Source organism: Streptomyces sp. NPDC006261, assembly GCF_040613515.1.
GTDB lineage: Bacteria > Actinomycetota > Actinomycetes > Streptomycetales > Streptomycetaceae > Streptomyces.
In genome coordinates this window covers 135,940-158,557 of record NZ_JBEXSI010000011.1, presented here as the reverse complement: position 1 = coordinate 158,557, position 22,618 = coordinate 135,940, and the positions used below count along the sequence as shown (strand labels likewise).

Genomic DNA, 22,618 nt, shown 5'->3' with positions numbered 1-22,618 from the left:
GGTGCTCACGCCAGGCCCCTCTCGGTGAGCAGCGCGTGGAGCGCCGCTGCGGACTCCTGCACGGTCTGCTGGTGCGACTCGACGCGCAGGTCGGGAGATTCGGGTGCCTCGTAGGGGTCGTCGACCCCGGTGAGACCGCTGATCTCGCCGGCCGCCTGCTTGGCGTACAGTCCCTTCACATCCCGTACGGAACACACCTCGACGGGCGTCGCGACGTGCACCTCCAGGTAGGGGGTAGCGCTGTTCGCGTGCCGCTTGCGGACCGCCTCGCGGCTGTCGGCGAACGGGGCGATGACGGGGACCAGCACCTTCACGCCGTTGGCGGCGAGGAGTTCGGCGACGAAGCCGATCCGGGCCACGTTGGTGTGCCGGTCCTCGCGGGAGAAGCCGAGCCCCGCGGAGAGGAACTCCCGGATCTCGTCGCCGTCGAGCACCTCCACCCTGTGGCCCTCGGTCCGCAGCCGGCCCGCCAGCTCGTACGCGACGGTGGTCTTGCCCGCGCTCGGCAGACCGGTCAGCCAGATCGTGGCTCCCGCCTCCGTCACGCTCATCGAACTCTCCTGATCAGTCGTCATCAGCCGTGCAGCCCGCATTCGGTCTTGCCCTGGCCGGCCCAGCGGCCGGCCCGTGCGTCCTCGCCCTCCAGCACCCGGCGGGTGCAGGGCGCGCAGCCGACGGAGGCGTAACCGTCCATCAGCAGCGGGTTGGTGAGCACCCCGTGCTCGGCGACGTAGGCGTCCACGTCGTCCTGGGTCCAGCGGGCGATGGGGGAGACCTTGACCTTGCGGCGCTTGGCGTCCCAGCCCACCACCGGAGTGTTCGCCCGGGTGGGGGACTCGTCGCGGCGCAGCCCCGTGGCCCACGCGGCGTAGGCGGTCAGGCCGTCCTCCAACGGCTTGACCTTGCGCAACGCGCAGCACAGGTCGGGGTCGCGGTCGTGCAGCTTCTCACCGTGCTCCGCGTCCTGCGCGGCCACCGTCTGCCGGGGGGTGATCGTGATGACGTTGACGTCCATCACCGCGTCCACCGCGTCCCGCGTCCCGATGGTCTCGGGGAAGTGGTAGCCGGTGTCCAGGAAGACCACGTCCACGCCCGGCATCACCCGCGACGCCAGGTGCGCCACCACCGCGTCCTCCATGGAAGAAGTGACGCAGAAGCGCGTCCCGAAGGTGTCGGTCGCCCACTTCAGGATCTCGGTGGCGGAGGCGTCCTCCAGCTCCCGGCCCGCCCGCTCGGCCAGCTCCTGGAGATCGCGGTCCGTCAGCTCGCCGCTCAGCAGGATGTCCGTCATATCCGGCCCCCTTCACTGTCGTTGCGCTGGACGCCCCGGGTCAGCAGACCCAGGAACTTCAGCTGGAACGCACGGTTGCAGGAGGCACATTCCCAGGCGCCGTGGCCACTCTCGTTGGGGCGCAGGTCCTCGTCGCCGCAGTACGGGCAGTAGAACGGGGCGGCACGCTCGCTCATGACAGCGACTCCGCACTGGCGCGCGCCGCCCAGCTCGCGAAGCGCTCGCCGTCCTCGCGCTCCTCCTGGAACCGGCCGAGCACCCGCTCGACGTAGTCCGGCAGTTCGGCCGACGTGACCTTCAGGCCACGGACCTTGCGGCCGAACCCGGCCTCCAGTCCGAGCGCGCCGCCCAGGTGTACCTGGTAGCCCTCGACCTGCTCGCCGTTCTCGTCCAGCATCAACTGGCCCTTGAGGCCGATGTCGGCGACCTGGATGCGGGCGCAGGCGTTCGGGCAGCCGTTGATGTTGATGGTGATCGGGTGGTCGAACTCCGGAATGCGGCGCTCCAGTTCGTCGATGAGTGAGGCACCGCGCGCCTTCGTCTCGACGATCGCCAGCTTGCAGAACTCGATGCCGGTGCAGGCCATCGTGCCGCGCCGGAACGGGGAGGGCGTGACCCGCAGGTCCAGCGCCTCCAGGCCGGCGACCAGGGAATCGACCTGCTCCTCGGTCACGTCCAGCACGATCATCTTCTGCTCGGCGGTGGTCCGCACCCGGCCGGAGCCGTGCTGGTCCGCCAGGTCGGCGATCTTGGTGAGCGTGGTGCCGTCGACCCGGCCCACCCGCGCGGCGAAGCCGACGTAGAAGCGGCCGTCCTTCTGGCGGTGCACCCCGAGGTGGTCGCGCCAGGTTTGGGCGGGCTGCTCGGGCGCGGGGCCGTCGATCAGCTTGCGCTGGAGGTAGTCGTCCTCCAGGACCTGGCGGAACTTCTCCGCGCCCCAGTCCGCGACCAGGAACTTCAGGCGGGCGCGGGTGCGCAGCCGCCGGTAGCCGTAGTCACGGAAGATCCCGATGACCCCGCCGTACACGTCGGCCACCTCGTCCAGCGGCACCCAGGCGCCGAGCCGGACCCCGAGCTTGGGGTTGGTGGAGAGGCCGCCGCCGACCCAGAGGTCGAAGCCGGGGCCGTGCTCCGGGTGGTTCACGCCGACGAAGGCGATGTCGTTGATCTCGTGCGCCACGTCCAGCTGCGGCGAGCCGGAGACGGCGGACTTGAACTTGCGGGGCAGGTTGGAGAAGTCGGGATTACCGATGTAGCGGCGCTGGATCTCGTCGATCGCGGGGGTGCCGTCGATGATCTCGTTCTCGGCGATGCCCGCGACGGGGGAGCCGAGGATCACGCGGGGCGTGTCACCGCAGGCCTCGGTGGTGGAGAGGCCCACCTCTTCGAGACGCCGCCAGATCTCCGGCACGTCCTCGATCCGGATCCAGTGGTACTGCACGTTCTGCCGGTCGGTGAGGTCGGCGGTCCCGCGCGCGAACTCCTGGGAGATCTCCCCGATCACCCGCAGCTGCTGCGTGGTCAGCCGGCCGCCGTCGATGCGGACGCGCAGCATGAAGAACTCGTCGTCCAGCTCCTCCGGCTCCAGCACGGCGGTCTTGCCGCCGTCGATGCCGGGCTTGCGCTGGGTGTACAGCCCCCACCAGCGCATGCGTCCACGCAGGTCGTTGGGGTCGATGGAGTCGAAGCCGCGCTTGGAGTAGATCGTCTCAATACGTGTCCGTACGTTGAGACCGTCGTCGTCCTTCTTGAACTGCTCGTTCCCGTTGAGGGGGGTGTGGTGGCCCGCGGCCCACTGACCCTCGCCACGGTGGCGTCCGGCCTTGCGGCGGGGCGTGGTGGTCGCAGGCTGTTCCGGGGTAGCGGCCATGACAGTACGTCCTTCGGGACTGCAGGTGGGCGGCTCTGAACGGCACACTCGCGCTGAGGCGCGGCGGTGCGCTGGGTTCGGGCAGAGGTGAGGAGGGTGCGGCGGTGCTGGGACTCTCAGCCCGCCGGACAGATGGCGCTGGACATGCGGCAGAGGTCGACGTGGCGTCGACTCACCAAGGCAATTCCAGTTCCAGACATGACGGAAGCGTGTCACGCGGATCTCGGGGCAGTCCACCACGATCCACGATGTGGACGACTTGGTCTCGAAGAACGAGACGCTGTGGCGCCGATCACGCGATAGGTCCGTGGTAATGGGGACAAATTGCCCCACGGCGGGGCCGATGAAGGCCCCGGCGGCTGGAGGATCGGGGTATCGGGAGGAAGATCAGGCGCCGTACGCTCCCGGCCACGGTCCCGGGGTCGCCACGTCCGGTTCCACCTCGGTCTTCGTGTCGAAGAGCCGGAAGCCCCGGCGCAGATAGTTGTCCATCGCGTACGGGCCGTCCTTCGAGCACGTGTGCAGCCACACCCGCTCCGTCGGCGGCCGCTCGGGCCACCGCTCCGCCAGGTCCCAGGCGCGCGCCACCCCGTACGACAGGAGGTGTCCGCCGATCCGCCGCCCCCGGAAGGCCGGGATCAGCCCGAAGTACATGATCTCGACCACTCCGTCGTCCTGCGCGTCCAGCTGGACGTACCCGGCCGGCGTCCCGTTCACGTACGCCACCCAGGTCTCCGCCCCGGGCCGGTCGAGCAGCTCCCGCCACTCGTCGTACGTCATCCCCAGCCGGTCGGTCCAGCGGATGTCGCCGCCCACGGCGGAGTAGAGGAACCGGCTGAACTCCGGCAGCACCACCTCGGACCGGACGATGCGCAGATCGCCCTCCGGCACGGCGGCCGGCCGCAGGTCGGCGGGCGAGGTCTGCTCCAGCGACCAGATGGTGACTTCGGTGGTCGCCTGCGTGGTCGGGTCGCTGATCGGTGCGGGGGGCTGCGCGGGGCTGCTCATGGCGGCCAGAAAACCATGCCGCCGTCGGCCGGAGCACACCGGGCCCTCCACCGGGCCCTCTCCTACCTGGCCCGCCCACCGGACCGCGCCTAGCCCCCGGTCAGGCCGGTGCCGCCCCCCCGCCGCGCCCCCGTCACCACCGGCGCCTTCGAGTGCGGCAGGAGGTCGGCCGGGTGCTCCGGGTGGACCACCTCCACCTGCACCCCGTCCCCGAAGCGGTACGGGCGGTGCGCCAGCACCTCCGCCAGATGGCGCCGGAGCCGCGAGATCTCGGCCCGTACCGTCACCGTCCTGGTCGCGTCCCCGAAGATGTCCTGCGCCAGCTCGGAGGCCGTACGCCCCTCCCGGTGCACCGCCAGCGCGTACAGCAGCTCCGCGTGGCGCGGCGAGAGCCGCTGCGTCGAGGTGCCCAGCGGGCCCACCAGGTGCACGGCGAGCGCCCGCGGCCGGCTCAGGTCGAGCACCGCCCGGCGCGGCGCACCCTCCGCCGTACTGTCCGACACCTGCACCAGCCAGCCGCCCGGCAGGGGCTCCACCCGGCACATGCCGAGCGAGGGCAGCCACACCCTCCCCGCCACCAGCGACTTCGGCAGCGGCAGCCGGTCCACCGGCGGCATCCCCGTCACCGCCGCCAGCCACCCGTGCGTGTCCACCGCCAGCGCACGCCCTCCGATCCGGCACAGGATCGGCGCCGCCACCGCACGCAGCCGCTCGATCGCCACCAGGTGACGGGTACGGATCTCGCCCTCGGCGAGCCGCGCCACCGAGTCCACCAGGGCCAGTGTCGCCGGATGGAAGGTGGAGGCGGGGCCGCTGATGTCGACGATCCCCACCAGCCGCCCGTCCCGCGGATCGCGCACCGGGGCCGCCGCGCAGGTCCAGTTGTGCAGGGCCCGGATGAAGTGCTCGGCCGAGTGGACCTGGATGGGTGCGCGGGCGGCCAGCGCCGTACCGATCGCGTTCGTCCCCGTCGCCGCCTCCGCCCAGGCGGCCCCCTCCTCCAGGCAGATGTCGTGCGCCCGGTGGAGCACCCCGGAGTCGCCCTGCCGCCACAGCACCCGGCCCTCCACGTCGGTGACCACCATGATCTGCTGCGCCGCGTCGGCGATGGACGCGAGCCCCGCCCGCAGCAGCGGCATCACCTCGCCGAGGGCCGTGCTGTGCCGCCGGTGCTCGATCTCCTCGGCCTGCAGCAGCTCGCTCTCCGGCGACTGCTCGGGGTCGATGCCGCTGCGCACCACCCGGTCCCAGGAGGCGTCGATCTCCGCGCGTGGGGCGACGGAGGGCCGCTCGCCCGCCAGCCGGGCCTCCCTGGCCCGGTGGAGCAGCCGGGTCGCGCGGTCCGCCTCCTGGCCGATCACCCGCACCACTGCGGCAGAACTCGTCCGACTCATGGTCTCCCCTCGATCCCCCGGAACGCTCCGCCCCGTCCCGCCGCTGCCCGGACGTACCCACCGCGCAGTCCACACAATGGTTGCAACCCTTTGCAACTCTGGCGATGCCCCACCGGAACGTACGAGAGTGGCAGCGTGCCGCTCGCCGGGCCCGTGCCCGGCGAGCGGCACGGTTCAAGCATGGAGGGTGGTGCCGTGTCGGCGCAGCACCACCCTCCGTAGCTTCCCCTCCGCCCTCCGCCTACTCGGCGACCGGCCGGGCCCGCGCCACCACCGAGGCCAGGTCCAGGCTGTGCGGCAGCGTCCCGAACGCCGTGCCCCAGTCCCCGCCCAGGCGCGAGGCGCAGAACGCGTCCACGACCTCCGGCGGCGCCCACCGCACCAGCAGCGAACCCTGGAGCACCAGCGCCATCCGCTCCACCACCCGCCGGGCCCGTGCCTCGATCCCCTCCAGGTCCGCGAGCTCGGTCAGCAGGTCCTTGATGGCCGCGTCCAGCCGGTGATCGGCCCCGCGCGCCTTCCCGACCTCCCGCAGGAACGCGTCCAGCGCCTGCGGCTCCCGCTGGAGCGCCCGCAGCGCGTCCAGCGCCTGTACGTTGCCCGAGCCCTCCCAGATCGAGTTGAGCGGCGCCTCACGGAGCAGCCGGGGCATTCCCGACTCCTCCACGTACCCGTTGCCGCCCAGGCACTCCAGCGCCTCGCCCACGACCGGCGTGCAGCGCTTGGTGACCCAGTACTTCGCCGCGGGCACCGCGAGCCGCAGGAAGGCCCGCTCCTCCTCGGTGTCCGTGTCGTACGCCGACGCCAGCCGCATCGCCAGGACGGTCGCCGCCTCCGACTCCAGCGCCAGATCGGCCAGCACGTTGCGCATCAGCGGCTTGTCGATCAGCGGCCCGCCGAACGCGCCGCGGTAGGTGCTGTGGTGGATCGCCTGCGCCACCGCCTGCCGCATCAGCGCCGCCGAACCCACCACGCAGTCCAGCCGGGTGGCCGCCACCATCTCGATGATGGTGCGCACCCCGCGCCCCTCATCGCCGACCCGGCGGGCCCAGGTCCCGTCGAACTCGACCTCGCTGGAGGCGTTGGACCTGTTGCCCAGCTTGTCCTTCAGCCGCTGGATCGCGAACACGTTGCGCGTGCCGTCCGGCAGGACGCGCGGAACCAGGAAGCACGTCAGCCCGCCCGGCGCCTGGGCCAGCACCAGGAATCCGTCCGACATCGGCGCCGAACAGAACCACTTGTGCCCCGTGAGCAGATACTCGCCCTCTCCGGAGACGGGCTCCGCCCGGGTCGTGTTGGACCGTACGTCGGTGCCGCCCTGCTTCTCCGTCATGCCCATCCCGAAGAGCACGCCGGCCTTCTCCTGGGCGGGCCGCAACCCCTGCTCGTACACGTACGAGGTCAGCCGCGGCTCCCACTCGGCGGCCAGCGCCGGGTCGGTCCGCAGCGCGGGCACCGCGGCGTGCGTCATCGAGAGCGGGCAGCCGTGCCCCGCCTCCGCCTGCGTCCAGACCAGGAACCCGGCCGCACGCCGGACATGACCGGCCGGCCGGCTCCAGGCGTCGGTCAGTCCGGCGCCGACCGCATGGCCCAGGAGCTGGTGCCAGGACGGGTGGAACTCCACTTCGTCGATCCGGTTCCCATACCGGTCATGGGTGCGCAGAACGGGCGGATGCTCGTTCGCCTGCTCACCCCACCTCTGGGCCTGCGCCGATCCGGCGGACTGCCCGAGCGTCCCCAGTTCTTCCCGCGCTTCGGGCAGGACGCCCGGCTCGATGTGCCGCTCGACGGCCTCGGACAGGGCCCGGTCCGCGGCGAAGACGTCATAGCCGACCAGCGGCGGAACCTGATTGGTCACTGTGTGGGTGGTGGCTGCCATGCCGATACGGTAAGGAGGTGCAGGCAGCAAATGAAACACCCGAGCGGCCATCGGGCCGACTCCACCGGGCCCGAGTCCTCTACCGCAACGTCTCCAAGCGGCGGATGGCATGGCAGTTGCTCAAGGACACCGTCAACTCGTGCATCGAGTACCGGATCCTCGGGCTGGCGGCCGAGGCGGCCTTCTTCACCCTGCTCTCCCTGCCGCCGCTGCTGCTCGGCATGATCGGACTGCTCGGCTACGTCGACGAGTGGACGACCACCACGACGGTCGCCTCCATCGAGCGCAACATCCTCTCGGCCTCGCAGACCGTGCTCTCCGAGCGCGGGGTCAACGACTTCGCCAAACCGCTGCTGGCCGACGTCACCACCGGCGCCCGCCCCGACATCATCTCCATCGGCTTCGCCATCGCCCTGTGGTCCGGTTCCCGAGCGGTGAACGTCTTCATCGACACCATCACCGTCATGTACGGCCTCGACGGCCACCGCGGCATCGTCAAGACCCGCCTGCTCGCCTTCCTGCTGTACGTCGTCGCGCTGCTGCTGGGCGCGGTGGTGCTGCCGCTGCTCGTCGTCGGCCCCGACCGTGTCGTCGAGTTCGTGCCCTGGGGCACCGAGGTCATCGCCGTCCTCTACTGGCCGCTGGTGATACTGCTGACGATCGCGTTCCTCACGACGCTCTACCACGTGTCCGTCCCCGTCCGGTCGCCCTGGATCGAGGACGTCCCCGGAGCGCTCGTGGCGCTCGCGATGTGGGTGGTCGGCAGCTTTCTGCTCCGGATCTACCTCACGAACACGGTCGAAGGCCCCACGATCTACGGTTCCCTGGCGGCGCCCATCGCCGTCCTGCTCTGGATCGGTATCTCCGCTTTCGCCGTCCTGGTCGGCGCCGCGGTCAACGCGGCCATCGACCGGGTGTGGCCCTCCCTCGCCACCGCCTCCGCCCGCGAGGCCACCGAACGCGTCCGGGCCGCGCAGGCCGCCGAGTTCGTCGCCCGGACCCGCCCGTCCGTCTGGGGCAGCGGGGACGACGAGGAGGACGAGGACGACGGCCAGGCGTACATGCCCTCGGAGTTTCCCGAGCGCTGGTCCCGCTTCCTGCCGCCCGACGACGTCAAGTCGCGGCTCCACCCGACCTGGGAGAAGGAGCCGAAGGGGCCCAAGGAGCCGAAAGAGGCCAAGGCACAGGAGCCCGGGCAGCCCCGGGACAATTCGGACCGTCGTCCTCCTGAGCCTCCGCGCTAGCGTGGAGACATGCCCCAGGAGCGGGAACAGCAGCGGTACCGGGAACGCCCCTCCAGGCTGCCCGGTGCCGTCGTCTGGACCTGGGACGCGCCTGCCCGCCCGCTGCTGGAGGCGCGGTCCGTGCTGCCCGACGGCTGCATGGACCTGATCTGGACCGGCGGCCGCATCGTCGTCGCCGGGCCGGACACCCACGCCTTCGAGGTGGAACCGCGGAACAGGGTCTCCTGCGCCGCGATCCGGTTCGCCCCCGGCACCGCCCCCGTACTCCTCGGCGTACCGGCCTCACTGCTGCGCGACCAGCGGGCCGACCTCGCCGACCTCTGGCCTGCGGCAGCCGTACGCCGGATCACCGACCGGATCGACGGGGCCCCCGACCCCGCAGCGGCCCTGGAACGGTTCGCCCTGGACCGGATCGCCGACACCGGGCCCCCGGACTCGCGGACGGTCGCCGTCGCCGAGGGCCTGCGCCGCGGCAGAACCGTCGCCGCCGCGGCGGCGGAGGCCGGGCTCGGCGCCCGCCAGCTCCACCGCCGCTCCCTGGCCGCCTTCGGCTACGGCCCCAAGACGCTGGCCCGGGTCCTCCGTCTCCAACGCGCCCTGGAGCTCATCCGCACCGGCCTCCCGTACGCCGAAGCGGCCTCGGTGGCGGGCTGCACCGACCAGGCCCACCTCGCCCGCGAGATGCGCGACCTGGCCGGAACGACCCTCGGGGCCTACTTCTCGGCGGGCGAGCCGGAGGCGGCGGCGAACAGCGAGACCCCGCAGCCGTCCGGATCCAGCACCACCGCGTAGCGCTGCCCCCACTCCGCGTCCCACGGCTTCAGGTGCCCCGCGTACCCGGCACCGGTCAACTCCGCGTACAGGGCGTCGACCTCCGCCGGGCTGTCGCAGACGAACGCCAGCCCCAGCCGCTCCCCGCCCGCCGGGCGCTCCCAGCTCGGGTCGAACGAGAGGATGACGTCCTCGGTGTCCCACAGCAGCCGCTGCCCGCCCGGCAGGACCACCTCCACATGCGGGGCGGACTCCGCCCCGGCCGGAATGTCGAGGCCGAGCCTGCGGTAGAAGGCGAGCGAGGCCGCCAGGTCGGCCGTGATGATGCTGATCGCGTCGAGTCGTGGAGTCATGGAACGACCGTAGGCGCACGGCGCCCCGCCGGTCTTGTACGAATCGGACGCCGGGCGGCCCTCTCGCCTCGGACGCCGAGCGGCCCCCTCACCGTAGGCAGTCGTCCACCGAAGTCCCCGCCCCGGTCAGCGCGAGCCCCAGATCCGCCCGCTCGGTCACCCACCGCGTCGGCCGGTGGCGGGGGTCGCCCGTCGTCGCGTGCAGCGCCCGCTGGAGCTCCAGCAGCCGGGGAGCCCCGATCCGCTCGCCCCAGGCCAGCGGCCCGGCCGGATAGCCGAGCCCGGTCGTCACCGCCAGGTCGATGTCGGCCGGGGTGGCGAGCGACCGCTCGGCGATCGAGGCACCCACCGCGACGATCGACGAGAGCAGCCGCTGCGCGACCGAGCCCGCCGTGTCCCGCACCACTGTCACGGCGTGCGGCTCGTGCGCCGCCGCCCGCGCCAGCACCGCCCGGGCGTCCCGGGCCGACGCCGGACCGGTGACGGCCGTCACCGCCAGGACCCGCCGCCGCCCGGCCGGGGGCAGCACCTCCACGCCCATGGTCCGCTCCGGCGGCAGCCCGCCCGCCCGGATGGCACCGGACACCGTGGTGCCCCAGACCGGCACCAGCACCAGCGCCTCGGCGGAAGGCCCGTCGCCCCGCTCGACCCGGACCCCCGACGCCTCCAGAGCGCCGGCGAGGGCGTCCACGTACGCCGCGATCTCCACGGACCCGCTCGCGGCCAGGAACACCGGCCGGTCGCCGTTCCCGGTCACCGCCGGCTCCGGCGCGGGTCCCTCGGCGCCCTCGCCGTACGCGTACCAGCCCTGCCCCGTCTTGCGGCCGTGCAGCCCGGCCACCACCCGGTTCGGGGTGAGGTAGGACGGGCGCAGCCGGTCCTCGTACCGGAAGCCCTGCCAGATCGAGTCGATCACCGCGGCCGTGACGTCGAGCCCGGTGAGGTCCATCAGCTCGAACGGGCCCATCCGCAGCCCCAGCACGTCCCGCGCGATCCGGTCGATGTCGGCGGGCCCCGCCACCGACTCCTCCAGCAGCGCGAGCGCCTCCGTCACCAGACCGCGCCCCGCGTGGTTGACCAGGAAACCGGGGGTGTCGGCCACGGTCACCGCCCGGTGCCCGCACCCCTCCACCAGCCCGGTCAGCGCGGCCGGGATCTCCGGGCGGGTCGCCGCCCCCGGCACCACCTCCACGATCCGCATCAGCGGCACCGGGTTGAAGAAGTGCAGCCCGGCCAGGCGCGAGGGATCCTGGAGAGTCGCCGCGATCCGGGTCACCGACAGGGAGGAGGTGTTGGTCGCGAAGACGGCGGAGGAGGGCAGCGCACGCTCCAGCTTCCCGAACACCTCGGCCTTGGTCTCCAGGTCCTCCCGTACGGCCTCGATGGCCAGCTCCACGTCCGGCCCGGCCGCCCAAGGGTCGGCCAGCGGCACCAGCCGCGCCATGGACGCGTCCCGGTCGGCGGCGGACATCCGGCCCTTGGCCACCGCCCGGTCCAGCATCGAGACGATGAACTCCACGGCGTCCGTCACCGCTTCGGCCCGTACGTCGCCCAGCTCCACGGTGTGTCCCGCGCTCGCCGCCCACTGGGCGATGCCCCGGCCCATGGCCCCGGCTCCGACGATCCTGATACGCATGGCAGTTGAGGCCTTTCCGGCGGAGACGGTGATGAAGAGGGGGTCAGCGGAGGTAGACGCGGTCCGGGTCGACATCGTCGCGCAGGAGCCGCAGCTCCGCATCCGTGGGCGGCTCGACCGGGGCGACCGCGTCGGCCACCTTCAGGTCCCAGCCGGTCGCGGCCCGCACCTGCTCGACGGTGACCCCGGGATGCACGGCGACCAGCCGCAGTTCGTCGCCGACGCCGTCACGGGCGAGGATGCCCAGCTCGGTGATGACCCGGGTGACGCCGGTGCCGAGCGGGCGGATGCCGTCCGCGAGCGCCCGGTCCGGACCGGGCGTGGTGCAGAAGTCGAGGACGCCGGCGAAGGAGCGCGGGGTGTGGCGGCGCATCACGACGAAGACCTCCCGGGCGTTGGCCATCACCTCGACCGCGCCCCCGGAGCCCGGCAGCCGCACCGACGGGCGCTCCCACTCCCCGATCACCGAGGTGTTGAGATTGCCCCACCGGTCGATCTGCGCGGCACCCAGGAAGCCGACGTCGATGTGGCCGCCCTGGAGCACACAGCCGAACAGCGCGGACATCGACAGCACGGCCTCGGCGCCCGTGATCAGTACGGCGTCCGCGATGGTCTCCGGGAGATGGGACGGATGAGCCCCGCAGACCCCCGACTCGTACACCACCTCGATCTCCGGCGCGACCGTCAGCCGCGCCAGCTCGGCGGCGAGCGTCGGCAGCCCGATCCCCGCGAACACGGTCCGTCGGCCTGCCAGTTCGCGCGCGGCGACGACGGAGAGCAGCTCGGACGAGGTGGCGGGCAGCGCGGCCTTCGCCTGCTCCTCGTTCACAGCCGCCTCCCGTAGTTCACCGGCTCGCTCAGCGCCTCGCCGACCGCGAGCCCGGCCCAGAACTCCTCGCCGAGCCTCGCGACGTACTCCGCGTGGTCGGCGGTCCCGTACACCCACTCCTCCAGCCACTTCCGCAGCCGCACCGGGTCCTTGCTGATCGCGGACCAGGCCCGGTAGAAGGAGTTGTCCCGGTCGTAGTAGCCCTGCGCGAACGAGGGGTGCGCCCCGCGCGGACAGAGGACCACCGCGTCGACCGCGTGGGCGGGGACGAGGGTGCGGTTCGGGTCCGCGCGCACCACCTCGTCCGCCACCAGCTCCTCCACCACCACGACCGCCTTCCTGGCCGCGTACACCGCCTCGGCCTGGATGCCGGTGAGCCCCCAGATCTGGGTGTTGCCCCGGCGGTCGGCGCGCTGCGCGTGGATGATCGTCACGTCCGGGTTGACGGGCGGCACGACGTAGATCTGCTCGGCCGATCCGTCGGCGGCCGGGTAGGGCGAAGCGACTCTGCGCATACCGGGGTTGACCGACGGCAGGTCGCTGCCCGCGTACGAGCGCAGCGGGTAGAACGGCAGCCGCTGCGAACCGGCGAGGTAGCGGCAGACCATCCCGTAATGGCTGTACTCCTCGAACGCCAGCGGCTCGGGGTCGGCGTGCTCGATACGCCGCCGCAGCTCACCGAGCGAACCGGCGGAGGAGTTCCCCACGAAGGAGGAGACCAGCCGCGTCACGCACCCCGCGGCCAGCATCTGGTCCACCACGATGTCCGCCGTCATCCGGACGACCGTGAGATCCCGGCGGCCCTGCCGGATGATCTCGTGCCCGGCGGCGGTCGGGATGAGATGGGTGAACCCTTCGAGGCTCACGGTGTCCCCGTCGTGGACGAAGGCGGCCACGGCCTCCCTCATCGACATGACCTTGCCGGCCGTCCGGTCCACGCTTCTCCTCGTCGTCCGTCTACGCGGACCCCACGGTGTCAGCGCCCATTGATGGCTGTCCAATACCGAATTAAGGTTGTATCAAGACGCCAGGGGTATCAATGAGACGAGGGGGGTGTCGTCATGGAACTACGCCACCTCAACGCGTTCCTCGCCGTGGCCGAGGAGCTGCACTTCGGCCGGGCCGCCAAGCGGCTCCAGATGGCCCAGCCACCGCTGAGCCAGCAGATCCGCCAGCTGGAGAGGGAGCTCGGCGTCCAGCTCTTCCACCGCAACACCCGCTCCGTCCGGCTCACCAGCGCGGGGGAGTCCTTCCTCGAACCCGTACGGACCGTCCTCGACGACCTGGACACCGCCGTCCGGGCCGCCAGATCGGCGGGGATCGGCGAGTACGGCCGGGTCACCATCGGCTTCGCCGGGGCCTCCAGCCACGAGACACTGCCCCAGCTCACCCGCGCCGTGCGCGCCGCCCACCCCGGGCTCGAACTCGTCATGACCGGCCAGACGTACGCCAACACCGCCCTGTCCCGGGTCGCGGACGGCTCGCTCGACCTCGGCTTCGTGCGGCTGCCGGTGACCCGGCCCGGCGTCGCCCACCGGGTGATCGACGAGGAGGAGCTGGTCTGCGCCCTGCCCTACGACCACCCGCTCGCCCGGCGGGAGGCCGTACCGCTCGGCGTACTCGCCGGCGAACCGTTCGTCTCCTTCCCCGCCAACTCCGGCTCCACCGTCCGCGACGCCATGACCGAGGCCTGCGAGAGCGCCGGGTTCACCCCGCGCGTCGTCCAGGAGGCCCCCGACTCGTACACGATCCTCGCCCTGGTCGCCGCCGGGGTCGGCGTCACCCTCACGGTCACCTCCGTCCAGCACATCCAGCAGAACGGCCTGGTCTACCGCCCTCTCGCCGGTCCTCCCATCCGCCTCCGTGCCGCCCTGGCCTGGCGCGCCGACAACCCCTCCGCAGCCCTCCGTGCGGTGCTCGCCGTGGCCGAGGACGCCCTGCCGACACCCGTGCGTCACCCCCATTGAGACGCACGGCCTCTCAACCCGCCGCACATTCGATATTGGACCGACTCAGTGACCGGATGCGAAGGTCACTCCACCGCACGCCCCCGCGCGTACCGCCACCACCGCCCCCGGAAAGGCCCCGCCGTGCCGCTCGAAGTCGTCATCTGCGAACCGCTGCGCACCCCCATCGGCCGCTTCGGCGGAGCGTTCGCGCAGCAGACACCGGCCTCGCTCGCCGCACACGTCATCGCCGAGGTCGTCGCTCGCACCGGCGTCGACCCCGACCGGGTCGACGAGGTGATTCTCGGCCACGCCTACCCGTCCAGCGATGCCCCCGCCATCGGCCGGGTCGCGGCCCTGGACGCCGGGCTGCCCACCACCGTCACCGGCACCCAGATCGACCGCCGCTGCGGCTCCGGGCTCCAGGCGGTCCTGGACGCGGCCATGCAGATCAGGACCGGGTTCAGCGAGGTCGTGATCGCCGGCGGGGTCGACGTCATGAGCGCCGCGCCCTACTACACGCACGACGGACGCTGGGGCATCAAGGGTCCCGGCCTCCAGCTCCACGACTCCCTCGCCCGGGGCCGGGTCACCGCCGGAGGCATCCACCACCCGGTCCCCGGCGGCATGATCGAAACCGCCGAGAACCTGCGCCGGGAGTACGGGATCAGCCGCGCCGACCAGGACGCCCTGGCCCTGCGCTCGCAGCAGCGGGCGGCCCACGCCGTGGCCGAGGGGCGGTACGCGGCGGAGACCGTTTCCGTCACCGTACGCACCCGCAAGGGCGAGACGGCCGTCACCGCCGACGAACACCCACGCCCCGACACCACCGCCGAGCAACTCGCCGCTCTGCGACCGGTGATGGCCAAGTCCGACCCGGAGGCCACCGTCACGGCGGGCAACGCCAGCGGCCAGAACGACGCGGCCGCCGCCTGCCTGGTCACCAGCGCGGAGACGGCGGAGCGCCTCGGCCTCACCCCGCTCGTCCGCCTCGTCTCCTGCGCCCGCGCGGGCGTCCCCGCCGCCACCATGGGCATCGCCCCCGTCGCCGCCACCCGTACGGCACTGGGCCGGGCCGGCCTCACCCTCGCCGATCTCGACCTGATCGAGCTGAACGAGGCGTTCGCCGCCCAGGTCCTCGCCTGTACACGCGAGCTGGGCCTCGGCGCCACCGACCACGAGCAGCGGATCAACGTCAACGGATCAGGCATCTCGCTGGGGCACCCGGTCGGCGCGACCGGAGCCCGCATCCTCGCCACACTCACCCGTGAACTCCACCGCCGCGAGGGCCGCTACGGCCTGGAGACGATGTGCATCGGCGGCGGCCAGGCACTCGCCGCCGTCTTCGAACGCGTCACCCGCTGACACCGGCCCCTGGTTGCTCTCACAGGTAGTGCCGCGTCCCCGCCGGCACTCCGCGGAACCAGACGTCCCACCTCGTGCCGCGCCTCCCCCGCGCCGCCGCTCGTGTGCAACGACCGCCACAGCAGGCCCCGGTTGCACGGCGTCTCGGGGGAGGACGGGCGGGCCGGCTCCCGCGTCGAGCGTCCGCCCGGCTCCCGGGTCGGCCGGACCCGCGTCGCCGCCGGAGCCGTCTCCGTCCGCGCGTCCAGATAGCCCGATCGCGCCCGTTCCCGGGCGTGGAGAAGGTCCGGCCGGACAGTCCCCGCTGTCCGGCCGGACCTCGTCTCCGCGGCGGGTGCGTATCAGTCCCGCGCGTCACGGGTGCGGCGCATCAGCACCGTCCCGCCCAGCAGCAGCGCGGCGCTCGCGCCGGCCGCCAGGCCGAGGCCGGCCGCACCGGTGTCGGCCAGGCCCGGGGTCTCGGAGCCGGGGGTGTGCGTACCCGGCGTGTTCGGCCCGGGGTTGTCCGATCCGGGGGTGTCCGTGGGCGGCTGCTCGGCCGGGGGCTCATCCACCGGCGGCTCGTCGACGGGGGGCTCCTGGGTCGGGGGCTCGTCGACCGGGGGCTCCTCCGTGGGGGGCTCGTCGACCGGAGGCTCGTCCACCGGGGGCTCGTCCACCGGGGGCTCGTCCACCGGGGGCTCCTCCGTGGGGGGCTCGTCGACCGGGGGCTCCTCCGTGGGGGGCTCCTCGGTCGGGGGCTCGTCGACCGGGGGCTCCTCGGTGGGGGGCTCCTCGGTGGGGGGCTCCTCGGTCGGCGGCTCCTCGACCGGCGGGTAGTCGTCCTTCGGGCCGCTCACGTTCGCGCACTTGTTGCCGAAGACCGGGTTGAGCGCACCGACCACGTTCACGGTGTTGCCGCACACGTTCAACGGCACGTGGACCGGGGCCTGGACGAGGTTGCCCGAGAGCACCCCGGGGGAGCCGACCGCCGCGCCCTCGGCACTGGAACCGCCCGTGCCGTTGCCGCCCTGACCGTTCCCGTAACCGTCGTCGTGGCCGCTGGAGCTCACGTTCGCACAGGAGTTGCCGAACGCGGGGTTCAACAGGGCGATCACATTGACGGTGTTGCCGCACGCGTTGACCGGGACGTGCACCGGCACCTGCACGGCATTGCCCGAACCGACTCCCGGCGAACCGACGGCGGCGCCCTCGGCCGACGCGTCGGCGTGCGCGGAGCCGCCGGCCGCGGCCAGGAGGCCCGACGCGGCCGCCATGACGATCATGCTCTTATTCAAGGTCTGTCGCATTACTTGCCCTTCCTTAGGACATTCGCGAAACATTCGCGTGGGTGCTTCGCGCGCGGAGCCGTCAGGTGCTGCCGCTGTCGTGACGGGCCCCCGGATCCCGCGGGAAGCCATGGTGAAAAGTCGTTACACATGCGCGCTGGACGATTGCCCTAACGAACGAAGGCCGGGCGGGAAACTCGGGGCGGCGTGCAAATTGTGTAATCACCCGAACGGATGGATCGAGCGAACCGTCCCCTGACCCGGCCGCCGTTGAAGGGAAACGATTCAGCCCCAACTTTCCCGTCGGCGAGCGGTGTTGACCTTCGCGGGGGCTGTGCGGCGACGGGTGCGCGGCGAGTGGGTGGTCCGCGCAGGTCGACCCGTTCGGGCGAACACGCAGGATGCCGCGTCCGCAACCTCTTCACGAACAGATGCCCGTGCGAACAGAGGCGGTGTCAAAGGCGCGAGCGCAGGCGCGGGCCGGCCGCACTTCCGGGCTGTGCGCCCCCGTGCGCGGCATTCGGGTGAATGCACGGAACCAAACACCCGCCGCCGAGTTGATCAGAGCGCTCCGCTACGGGGCGACCGGTACGAGAAGGGTTAATCGTGATCAAGAAGGTTCTGGCTACGGGCGCTGTCGCTGCCTCCATCCTCGGGCTCGGCTCGACGCAGGCCATGGCGATCGCCAACGACGGCGGCACCACGACGGTCAACGGCAACGGCGCTTCGCAGTCGTACGGCAACTCCGAGACCCACGGTGACTGGAGCCCGCAGTTCGCGCTGATCCAGGGCTCGCTGAACAAGCCCTGCATCGCCCTGCCGGCCAAGGCGAACCTCGGTTCGCTCGTGGGCGTCGTGCCGATCACGGTCCAGGACATCAACGTCCTGTCCTCGCCGCAGAACCAGCAGTGCACCGAGAACTCCACCCAGGCCAAGGGTGACGAGGCCCTGTCGCACATCCTGGAGGACATCCCGATCCTCTCCGGCAACGGTGTCGGCAACGGCTGATCCGCAGCCGTCCCACTCGGGCCCGGGCCCTCGGCGTTCCTCCACCGAGCGGCTCGGGCTCGTCACTCTCCCGGGCACGCGGCAACGTTTCTCCACCTGTTTCCAGCCGCATTCCCCGCCGTACGCCCGACGGGCATTGCGGCATCCGGGCGGATATCCGGGAATCTTCCCGTCGAACAGTTTCGATCCCGGGCGTTCATCGTTACGTAGGACAGCGCCGGAGTCGCGAGCGATCAGTATCCGGCTCGGGCGGTCACGACAGTCGTGACCGCACATGGCTCCGCCGAGGAAAGGGACAAAAAAGTGAAGTACACCAAGGTTGCCGCAGTCGCCGCCGGAACGCTCATGGCGATGGGTGCCGCTGCGCCGGCCATGGCCGACTCGGGTGCCGAGGCCATCGCCGCGGGCTCCCCGGGCGTGCTGTCCGGCAACATCGTGCAGGTGCCGGTGCACATCCCGGTCAACGTCTGCGGTAACACCGTCAACGTGATCGGCCTGCTGAACCCGGCCTTCGGTAACACCTGCATCAACGCGTGAGCATCTGACCGGCCAGGCCCTGCGCCCGGAACCGGTCGGCCCCGGACGGCATCGGCCGCCCGGGGCCTTTGTTCTGCCCCGCCGCAAACGCTCCGCACCCTCCGGCGGGAGAAAGTCGCACGGGCGCAGTTTCCCGTACGCGGCCTGATCGTTATCCCTGAGGAAAGCGGCAGAAGTCACAGGTAAAGAAAGCTTGTGTGCGGCACGGAGACGTGACCGAAGCAGACGCCGCGCAGAAGGGAACCAGAAAAGTGAAGTACGCGAAGACCGCCGCACTCGTTGTCGGTTCCGTGGCTGCCCTTGGAACGGCCGCTCCCGCCTTCGCCGTTACTACGCCCACCGCCCCCAGCTTCAGCCTCGACGGCGGCCTCAACCAGGTGATGGCCAGTGCCCCGCAGGTCGTGAACCCGCTGGTGGGCACGGTCGCCGAGACCGCCGGGACGGTCTCCGAGGACGGCACGGTCGGCAAGCTGGCGGGCCAGGCGACCGGTGCGGTCGAGGGCGCCGCTCCGCTGCTCGGCGGAGTTCCCCTCGGCGGCTGACCGCTGTGGCACGACCGTTCCCCCTGGTTCCATCCCTGACCCGTTATCACTCCCCAGAAGGGCTCTTTCATGTTCAAGAAGATCATGGCCTCCGCAGCGGTTGCCGTCTCCGTCGTCGGCGTCTCCGCCGCGGCCGCCCCGTCCGCCATGGCCATCGCCAACGACGGCGGCACCACGACGGTCAACGGCAACGGTGCCTCGCAGGCCTACGGCAACTCCGAGACCCACGGTGACTGGAGCCCGCAGTTCGCGCTGATCCAGGGCTCGCTGAACAAGCCCTGCATCGCCCTGCCGGCCAAGGCGAACCTCGGCTCGCTCGTGGGCATCGTACCGATCACGGTCCAGGACATCAACGTCCTGTCCTCGCCGCAGAACCAGCAGTGCACCGAGAACTCCACCCAGGCCAAGGGTGACGAGGCCCTGTCGCACCTGCTGAACGACATCCCGATCCTCTCCGGCAACGGTGCCGGCAACAACTGAGACCGGGTAGCCCCGGTCCGCACCGCGTGACCCGCGTGGGGCCAGTCCATCCGTACGGCGACCGTTCTCGCCGGACCGGACGGGCTGGCCCTTCGTCGTGTGCCGGCGCCTGCGGACGGACGCACGACGGTGTCTCCGGACGGGGCACCCGGTTCGGCCGGATGCCGTAGCACCGGCTGACGATCCGCGTCGGGCCGGGTAGGGCCTCTGCATGGATCCGTACGACAGTCAGACCTCGCAGAGCAGAGAGCCGTGGCCCGCGCCGGGCGGCACACCGATCTACGACCGGCTCGTCGCCGACTGGCAGGCGGCCGGACGCGGCCACCCGTCGGCCGGACCGCGTCAGGAGCCCGCCCCCCGCCGCGGCGGGGGATTCGTACCGGCGGCACGCACCTCGGACGAGGCCTCCGGCGGCTGAGGCTTGGGGGAACCGGGCAGTGGCGTCGACCTTGCGCTGGAACGAACCCATTTGAGTGGTACTGCGCAACCGATCGGGCCCTCCGGCAGTTGATCAGTACGTTCCACAACGGGACGCTCCGAAAGGTGAAGTTGATGAAGAAGATGATGGCCGGCGCTGCAGTGGCCGTGTCCCTGCTCGGTCTGTCCGCAGTCGCGGCTCCCACGGCCATGGCGATCGGTAACGACGGTGGCACCACCACCGTCAACGGCAACGGTGCCGAGTCGGAGATCGGCAACGCCGAGACCGAAGGCGACTGGAGCCCGCAGAACCAGCTCGTCCAGGGCACCCTGAACAAGCTCTGCGTCGGCCTGCCCGCCAAGGTCAACGTCGGTTCGCTCGTGGGCATCGTGCCGATCACGGTCCAGGACATCAACGTCCTGTCCAACCCGCAGAACCAGCAGTGCACCGACAACTCCACCCAGGCCAAGGGTGACGAGCCGCTGTCGCACATCCTGGACGACATCCCGGTCCTCTCGGGCAACGGCGTCGGCAACAACTGACGCGGCACAGCCTGACGTTCCGAGCGCGGGCGGTCCAGGGGTCACTCCCGGGGCCGCCCGCCCTCGTTGTCACGGCACCGCGCCCGTCGCGGCAGCGGACACGGCGACGCCCACCACTCCACGGGGGGTGGTGGGCGTCGCCGTGTCCGGCGTCCGGGGTGGGTGGGTCAGCCGAGGGAGCGGACCGGGAGCAGGCAGTGGGCGGCGGCGCGGACGACCTCCTCGTTCGCCGCGAAGGCCCGCAGTCGGTCCTCGCTGACCGGCTGCCCCGGAACGGCCTCCGGCCACGGGGACGTGGCGAACATGCCGTACACCTGGCCCTGCCCCAGAGCGGCCGCGAGCCACTCCGCGGGGGCGGGGTACTGCGCCTTCAGGTGAGGCATCGTCAGGACTGCCTGGCCCGCCTGTACGAGGAGCTTCGCCTGGATGCCGGGGGTCTCGGCCGCGTCCTGGATCGGGCCGCCGATCTGGAGGCCCGCCCGCTCCAGCGCGATGCGCAGCGCGTTCCGGCCGGCCTCCGGTCCGTCCTGCCCGTCGCCCAGCGAGTAGGCGAGGAGGTAGGCGGTGTCCTGGTCGGCGTCGGGCTGGCGGCTGCTCCAGCCGATCAGGATCTGGGTGCCCAACTGGGCGGGTGTGAAGGTGCCGGAAGAGGTCTGAGGTGTGGTCATGACCGGCACCCTAACGGCCACGGAACGGTCGGTATGCATGCGTATCACCCGATCGTGGGAGATCAAGGAGATGAGGGAGATCGCGGTGCAACTCCGGTGCGGACGCCGGAAAACCTGTTGACGCCGCCGGGAGCGGCGAGGCTAAGCTCGGCCGTGTAAGAACCCGGGGAATCAGAAACCGAGGATCAGGAGGTGAGGACATTGATGACTGTCGTTGCGATGGGCACTGCCCACGACCAGAAGAGCATCGTTCTCACCCCCGTGGCCACCGGCTGACCCACTTCACGTATCTCCCGCGCCGAGCGCGCGGTGCCGGGGCCACCCTGTGAAGGGTTTCCCTTGTCTTTCTCGTTTCTTCCGGTTCCGTCCTCCTCGCACCCGCTGGCTCCGTACGGCTGGGACGACGACTGGGCGGCCTCCTTCTCCCCCTATGCCCAGCAGAGTCTCGTGCCGGGACGTGTCCTGCGGGTGGACCGCGGTCAGTGCGACGTGATCACCCCCGACGGCCCGGTCCGGGCCGACACCGCGTTCGTGGTGCCGCGCGACCCGATGCGGATCGTCTGCACCGGTGACTGGGTGGCGCTCGACGCGGACGGCGACCCGCGGTTCGTACGTACGCTGCTGCCGCGCCGTACCGCCTTCGTCCGCTCGACCTCCTCGGAACGGTCCGAGGGGCAGGTGCTCGCCACCAACATCGACCACATCGTCATCTGCGTCTCGCTCGCCGTCGAGCTGGAACTCGGGCGGATCGAGCGCTTCCTCGCGCTCGCCCTGTCGAGCTCCGACGGTGCCGCGCTGCTGGGCGACGGACACGGCCCCGGGGAGCACTGGCCGGAGCCGATCGTGCTGCTCACCAAGGCCGATCTGGTGCCCGACGCGGTCACCCTGTCCCACCTCGTCCAGGACATCGAGGCCATCGCGCCAGGCGTCCAGGTGTTGCCCGTCAGCTCCACCACCGGTGAGGGGCTGGAGGTGCTCGGCGCCGTCGTCTCCGGCGGTACGAGCGTGCTCCTCGGCATCTCCGGCGCCGGCAAGTCCACCCTCGCCAACACCCTGCTCGGCCGGGACGAGATGGAGGTGCAGGCCGCCCGGGGCGTCGACGGCAAGGGCCGCCACACCACCACCACCCGCAACCTCCTCGTCCTGCCGCAGGGGGGCGTCCTCATCGACACCCCCGGGCTGCGCGGGGTGGGCCTCTTCGACGCCGGGACCGGGGTCGGCGAGCTTTTCTCCGAGATCGAGGAGCTGGCGGCCCGGTGCCGGTTCCACGACTGCGGCCACCGCAGCGAGCCCGGGTGCGCGGTCCTCGGCGCGCTGGAGGACGGCACCCTGCCCGACCGGCGGCTGGAGAGCTACCGCAAGCTGCTGCGCGAGAACCAACGGATCGTCGCCAAGACCGACGCCCGGGTGCGCTCGGAGATCCTGAAGGGCTGGAAACGCAAGGGCGCCGAGGGACGCGCGGCCATGCAGGCCAAGCGCGGCGGCAGGGTGCGGTAGCCCGACGGGCGGGCCCCGAGGGCCTGTCGTCAACCGCCGTCTGCCGGCAGCCCTTCGGGCGACGACGGCAGT

At 71.7% G+C, this 22,618-nt stretch carries 25 protein-coding genes; 11 read left to right on the top strand and 14 right to left on the bottom strand.

The features are described from left to right. Positions 1 to 5 precede the first annotated feature (5 nt). From cysC to ABZ154_RS09795, 8 genes are all read right to left on the bottom strand, one after another. Positions 6 to 575 carry an adenylyl-sulfate kinase gene (cysC, locus tag ABZ154_RS09830; protein ID WP_356830755.1) on the bottom strand — a complete coding sequence of 190 codons (570 nt, stop codon included), beginning with the start codon at positions 573 to 575 and terminating at the stop codon, positions 6 to 8. Beyond that, on the bottom strand, positions 575 to 1,291 hold the full coding sequence (locus ABZ154_RS09825) for a phosphoadenylyl-sulfate reductase (protein ID WP_356830753.1): 717 nt from the start codon (positions 1,289 to 1,291) through the stop codon (positions 575 to 577). The genes cysC and ABZ154_RS09825 overlap by 1 nt, the downstream gene beginning before the upstream one ends. Further along, complete coding sequence (locus ABZ154_RS09820) at positions 1,288 to 1,467, bottom strand: hypothetical protein (RefSeq protein WP_356830751.1); 180 nt, start codon at positions 1,465 to 1,467, stop codon at positions 1,288 to 1,290. Before ABZ154_RS09820 ends, ABZ154_RS09825 begins: the two co-directional genes overlap by 4 nt. Beyond that, complete coding sequence (locus ABZ154_RS09815; protein WP_356830749.1) at positions 1,464 to 3,161, bottom strand: nitrite/sulfite reductase; 1,698 nt, start codon at positions 3,159 to 3,161, stop codon at positions 1,464 to 1,466. Before ABZ154_RS09815 ends, ABZ154_RS09820 begins: the two co-directional genes overlap by 4 nt. Before the next feature lie 116 nt (positions 3,162 to 3,277). Next, positions 3,278 to 3,361: a putative leader peptide gene (locus ABZ154_RS09810; protein WP_309544410.1), complete on the bottom strand. Its 84-nt coding sequence runs from the start codon at positions 3,359 to 3,361 to the stop codon at positions 3,278 to 3,280. A 187-nt stretch (positions 3,362 to 3,548) separates the two neighbouring features. After that, positions 3,549 to 4,169 (bottom strand): GNAT family N-acetyltransferase, encoded by a 621-nt coding sequence (locus tag ABZ154_RS09805; protein ID WP_356830747.1) that lies wholly within the window; start codon positions 4,167 to 4,169, stop codon positions 3,549 to 3,551. Between the two features lie 89 nt (positions 4,170 to 4,258). Then, positions 4,259 to 5,563, bottom strand: coding sequence for a GAF domain-containing protein (locus ABZ154_RS09800; RefSeq protein WP_356830745.1), 1,305 nt, complete (start codon positions 5,561 to 5,563; stop codon positions 4,259 to 4,261). A 241-nt stretch (positions 5,564 to 5,804) separates the two neighbouring features. Further along, entirely contained in the window at positions 5,805 to 7,442 is a 1,638-nt protein-coding gene (locus ABZ154_RS09795; protein ID WP_356830743.1) for an acyl-CoA dehydrogenase family protein, read from the bottom strand. A gap of 17 nt (positions 7,443 to 7,459) precedes the next feature. On the opposite strand from ABZ154_RS09795, the gene ABZ154_RS09790 reads away from it, so the two are divergent. Together ABZ154_RS09790 and ABZ154_RS09785 are read left to right on the top strand one after the other, a co-directional pair. Continuing rightward, entirely contained in the window at positions 7,460 to 8,686 is a 1,227-nt protein-coding gene (locus tag ABZ154_RS09790; RefSeq protein ID WP_356830741.1) for a YihY/virulence factor BrkB family protein, read from the top strand. Positions 8,687 to 8,695: 9 nt separating this feature from the next. After that, entirely contained in the window at positions 8,696 to 9,478 is a 783-nt protein-coding gene (locus ABZ154_RS09785) for a DUF6597 domain-containing transcriptional factor (protein WP_356830739.1), read from the top strand. Here the strand turns inward: ABZ154_RS09785 and ABZ154_RS09780 are convergent. From ABZ154_RS09780 to ABZ154_RS09765, 4 genes are all read right to left on the bottom strand, one after another. Next, positions 9,400 to 9,810, bottom strand: coding sequence for a VOC family protein (locus ABZ154_RS09780; RefSeq protein WP_356830737.1), 411 nt, complete (start codon positions 9,808 to 9,810; stop codon positions 9,400 to 9,402). The genes ABZ154_RS09785 and ABZ154_RS09780 overlap by 79 nt on opposite strands. An 88-nt stretch (positions 9,811 to 9,898) precedes the next feature. After that, positions 9,899 to 11,446: a 3-hydroxyacyl-CoA dehydrogenase gene (locus ABZ154_RS09775; RefSeq protein WP_356830735.1), complete on the bottom strand. Its 1,548-nt coding sequence runs from the start codon at positions 11,444 to 11,446 to the stop codon at positions 9,899 to 9,901. A gap of 43 nt (positions 11,447 to 11,489) precedes the next feature. After that, entirely contained in the window at positions 11,490 to 12,275 is a 786-nt protein-coding gene (locus ABZ154_RS09770; protein ID WP_356830733.1) for a CoA-transferase, read from the bottom strand. Beyond that, positions 12,272 to 13,213: a CoA-transferase gene (locus tag ABZ154_RS09765; protein WP_356830731.1), complete on the bottom strand. Its 942-nt coding sequence runs from the start codon at positions 13,211 to 13,213 to the stop codon at positions 12,272 to 12,274. The genes ABZ154_RS09770 and ABZ154_RS09765 overlap by 4 nt, the downstream gene beginning before the upstream one ends. Positions 13,214 to 13,336: 123 nt before the next feature. On the opposite strand from ABZ154_RS09765, the gene ABZ154_RS09760 reads away from it, so the two are divergent. Both ABZ154_RS09760 and ABZ154_RS09755 read left to right on the top strand, forming a co-directional pair. Continuing rightward, positions 13,337 to 14,242, top strand: coding sequence for a LysR family transcriptional regulator (locus ABZ154_RS09760; RefSeq protein WP_356830729.1), 906 nt, complete (start codon positions 13,337 to 13,339; stop codon positions 14,240 to 14,242). Positions 14,243 to 14,365: 123 nt separating this feature from the next. Further along, positions 14,366 to 15,586, top strand: a complete 1,221-nt coding sequence (locus ABZ154_RS09755; RefSeq protein ID WP_356830727.1) for an acetyl-CoA C-acetyltransferase — start codon at positions 14,366 to 14,368, stop codon at positions 15,584 to 15,586. Between the two features lie 341 nt (positions 15,587 to 15,927). Here ABZ154_RS09755 and ABZ154_RS09750 read toward each other — a convergent pair whose 3' ends face one another. After that, complete coding sequence (locus tag ABZ154_RS09750; RefSeq protein ID WP_356830725.1) at positions 15,928 to 16,875, bottom strand: chaplin family protein; 948 nt, start codon at positions 16,873 to 16,875, stop codon at positions 15,928 to 15,930. A gap of 585 nt (positions 16,876 to 17,460) precedes the next feature. Between ABZ154_RS09750 and ABZ154_RS09745 the strand changes: the two genes are divergently transcribed. From ABZ154_RS09745 to ABZ154_RS09720, 6 genes are all read left to right on the top strand, one after another. Continuing rightward, the gene (locus ABZ154_RS09745; protein WP_356830723.1) at positions 17,461 to 17,862 is read left to right on the top strand and encodes a rodlin; all 402 of its coding nucleotides are present in this window, start codon (positions 17,461 to 17,463) and stop codon (positions 17,860 to 17,862) included. A 345-nt stretch (positions 17,863 to 18,207) separates the two neighbouring features. Beyond that, positions 18,208 to 18,399, top strand: a complete 192-nt coding sequence (locus ABZ154_RS09740; protein ID WP_202482366.1) for a chaplin — start codon at positions 18,208 to 18,210, stop codon at positions 18,397 to 18,399. Positions 18,400 to 18,650: 251 nt separating this feature from the next. Further along, a complete protein-coding gene (locus ABZ154_RS09735) occupies positions 18,651 to 18,941 on the top strand; it encodes a hypothetical protein (RefSeq protein WP_356830769.1) in 291 nt (96 codons plus the stop codon). Positions 18,942 to 19,010: 69 nt separating this feature from the next. Then, on the top strand, positions 19,011 to 19,421 hold the full coding sequence (locus ABZ154_RS09730) for a rodlin (protein ID WP_356830722.1): 411 nt from the start codon (positions 19,011 to 19,013) through the stop codon (positions 19,419 to 19,421). A gap of 211 nt (positions 19,422 to 19,632) precedes the next feature. Continuing rightward, the gene (locus tag ABZ154_RS09725; protein WP_356830720.1) at positions 19,633 to 19,839 is read left to right on the top strand and encodes a hypothetical protein; all 207 of its coding nucleotides are present in this window, start codon (positions 19,633 to 19,635) and stop codon (positions 19,837 to 19,839) included. A gap of 134 nt (positions 19,840 to 19,973) precedes the next feature. Beyond that, entirely contained in the window at positions 19,974 to 20,381 is a 408-nt protein-coding gene (locus ABZ154_RS09720; RefSeq protein ID WP_356830718.1) for a rodlin, read from the top strand. Positions 20,382 to 20,548: 167 nt separating this feature from the next. Here ABZ154_RS09720 and ABZ154_RS09715 read toward each other — a convergent pair whose 3' ends face one another. Continuing rightward, positions 20,549 to 21,049 carry a DUF5949 family protein gene (locus tag ABZ154_RS09715; RefSeq protein ID WP_356830716.1) on the bottom strand — a complete coding sequence of 167 codons (501 nt, stop codon included), beginning with the start codon at positions 21,047 to 21,049 and terminating at the stop codon, positions 20,549 to 20,551. 339 nt (positions 21,050 to 21,388) lie between these two features. Here ABZ154_RS09715 and rsgA point away from each other — a divergent pair, with 339 nt between their 5' ends. Then, on the top strand, positions 21,389 to 22,546 hold the full coding sequence (rsgA, locus tag ABZ154_RS09710) for a ribosome small subunit-dependent GTPase A (protein ID WP_356830714.1): 1,158 nt from the start codon (positions 21,389 to 21,391) through the stop codon (positions 22,544 to 22,546). Positions 22,547 to 22,618 lie beyond the last annotated feature (72 nt).

Excerpts from the sequence above, each read along its gene's own strand:
- ABZ154_RS09740 (WP_202482366.1), top strand. The coding sequence starts at position 18,208 with ATGGCGATGGGTGCCGCTGCGCCGGCCATGGCCGACTCGGGTGCCGAG.
- ABZ154_RS09785 (WP_356830739.1), top strand. The coding sequence starts at position 8,696 with ATGCCCCAGGAGCGGGAACAGCAGCGGTACCGGGAACGCCCCTCCAGG.
- ABZ154_RS09800 (WP_356830745.1), bottom strand. The coding sequence starts at position 5,563 with ATGAGTCGGACGAGTTCTGCCGCAGTGGTGCGGGTGATCGGCCAGGAG.
- ABZ154_RS09780 (WP_356830737.1), bottom strand. The coding sequence starts at position 9,810 with ATGACTCCACGACTCGACGCGATCAGCATCATCACGGCCGACCTGGCG.
- ABZ154_RS09715 (WP_356830716.1), bottom strand. The coding sequence starts at position 21,049 with ATGACCACACCTCAGACCTCTTCCGGCACCTTCACACCCGCCCAGTTG.
- ABZ154_RS09775 (WP_356830735.1), bottom strand. The coding sequence starts at position 11,446 with ATGCGTATCAGGATCGTCGGAGCCGGGGCCATGGGCCGGGGCATCGCC.
- ABZ154_RS09795 (WP_356830743.1), bottom strand. The coding sequence starts at position 7,442 with ATGGCAGCCACCACCCACACAGTGACCAATCAGGTTCCGCCGCTGGTC.
- ABZ154_RS09815 (WP_356830749.1), bottom strand. The coding sequence starts at position 3,161 with ATGGCCGCTACCCCGGAACAGCCTGCGACCACCACGCCCCGCCGCAAG.
- ABZ154_RS09805 (WP_356830747.1), bottom strand. The coding sequence starts at position 4,169 with ATGAGCAGCCCCGCGCAGCCCCCCGCACCGATCAGCGACCCGACCACG.
- ABZ154_RS09725 (WP_356830720.1), top strand. The coding sequence starts at position 19,633 with ATGGATCCGTACGACAGTCAGACCTCGCAGAGCAGAGAGCCGTGGCCC.
- ABZ154_RS09825 (WP_356830753.1), bottom strand. The coding sequence starts at position 1,291 with ATGACGGACATCCTGCTGAGCGGCGAGCTGACGGACCGCGATCTCCAG.
- cysC (WP_356830755.1), bottom strand. The coding sequence starts at position 575 with ATGACGACTGATCAGGAGAGTTCGATGAGCGTGACGGAGGCGGGAGCC.
- ABZ154_RS09730 (WP_356830722.1), top strand. The coding sequence starts at position 19,011 with ATGTTCAAGAAGATCATGGCCTCCGCAGCGGTTGCCGTCTCCGTCGTC.
- ABZ154_RS09820 (WP_356830751.1), bottom strand. The coding sequence starts at position 1,467 with ATGAGCGAGCGTGCCGCCCCGTTCTACTGCCCGTACTGCGGCGACGAG.
- ABZ154_RS09750 (WP_356830725.1), bottom strand. The coding sequence starts at position 16,875 with ATGCGACAGACCTTGAATAAGAGCATGATCGTCATGGCGGCCGCGTCG.
- ABZ154_RS09720 (WP_356830718.1), top strand. The coding sequence starts at position 19,974 with ATGAAGAAGATGATGGCCGGCGCTGCAGTGGCCGTGTCCCTGCTCGGT.
- ABZ154_RS09810 (WP_309544410.1), bottom strand. The coding sequence starts at position 3,361 with ATGTCTGGAACTGGAATTGCCTTGGTGAGTCGACGCCACGTCGACCTC.
- ABZ154_RS09760 (WP_356830729.1), top strand. The coding sequence starts at position 13,337 with ATGGAACTACGCCACCTCAACGCGTTCCTCGCCGTGGCCGAGGAGCTG.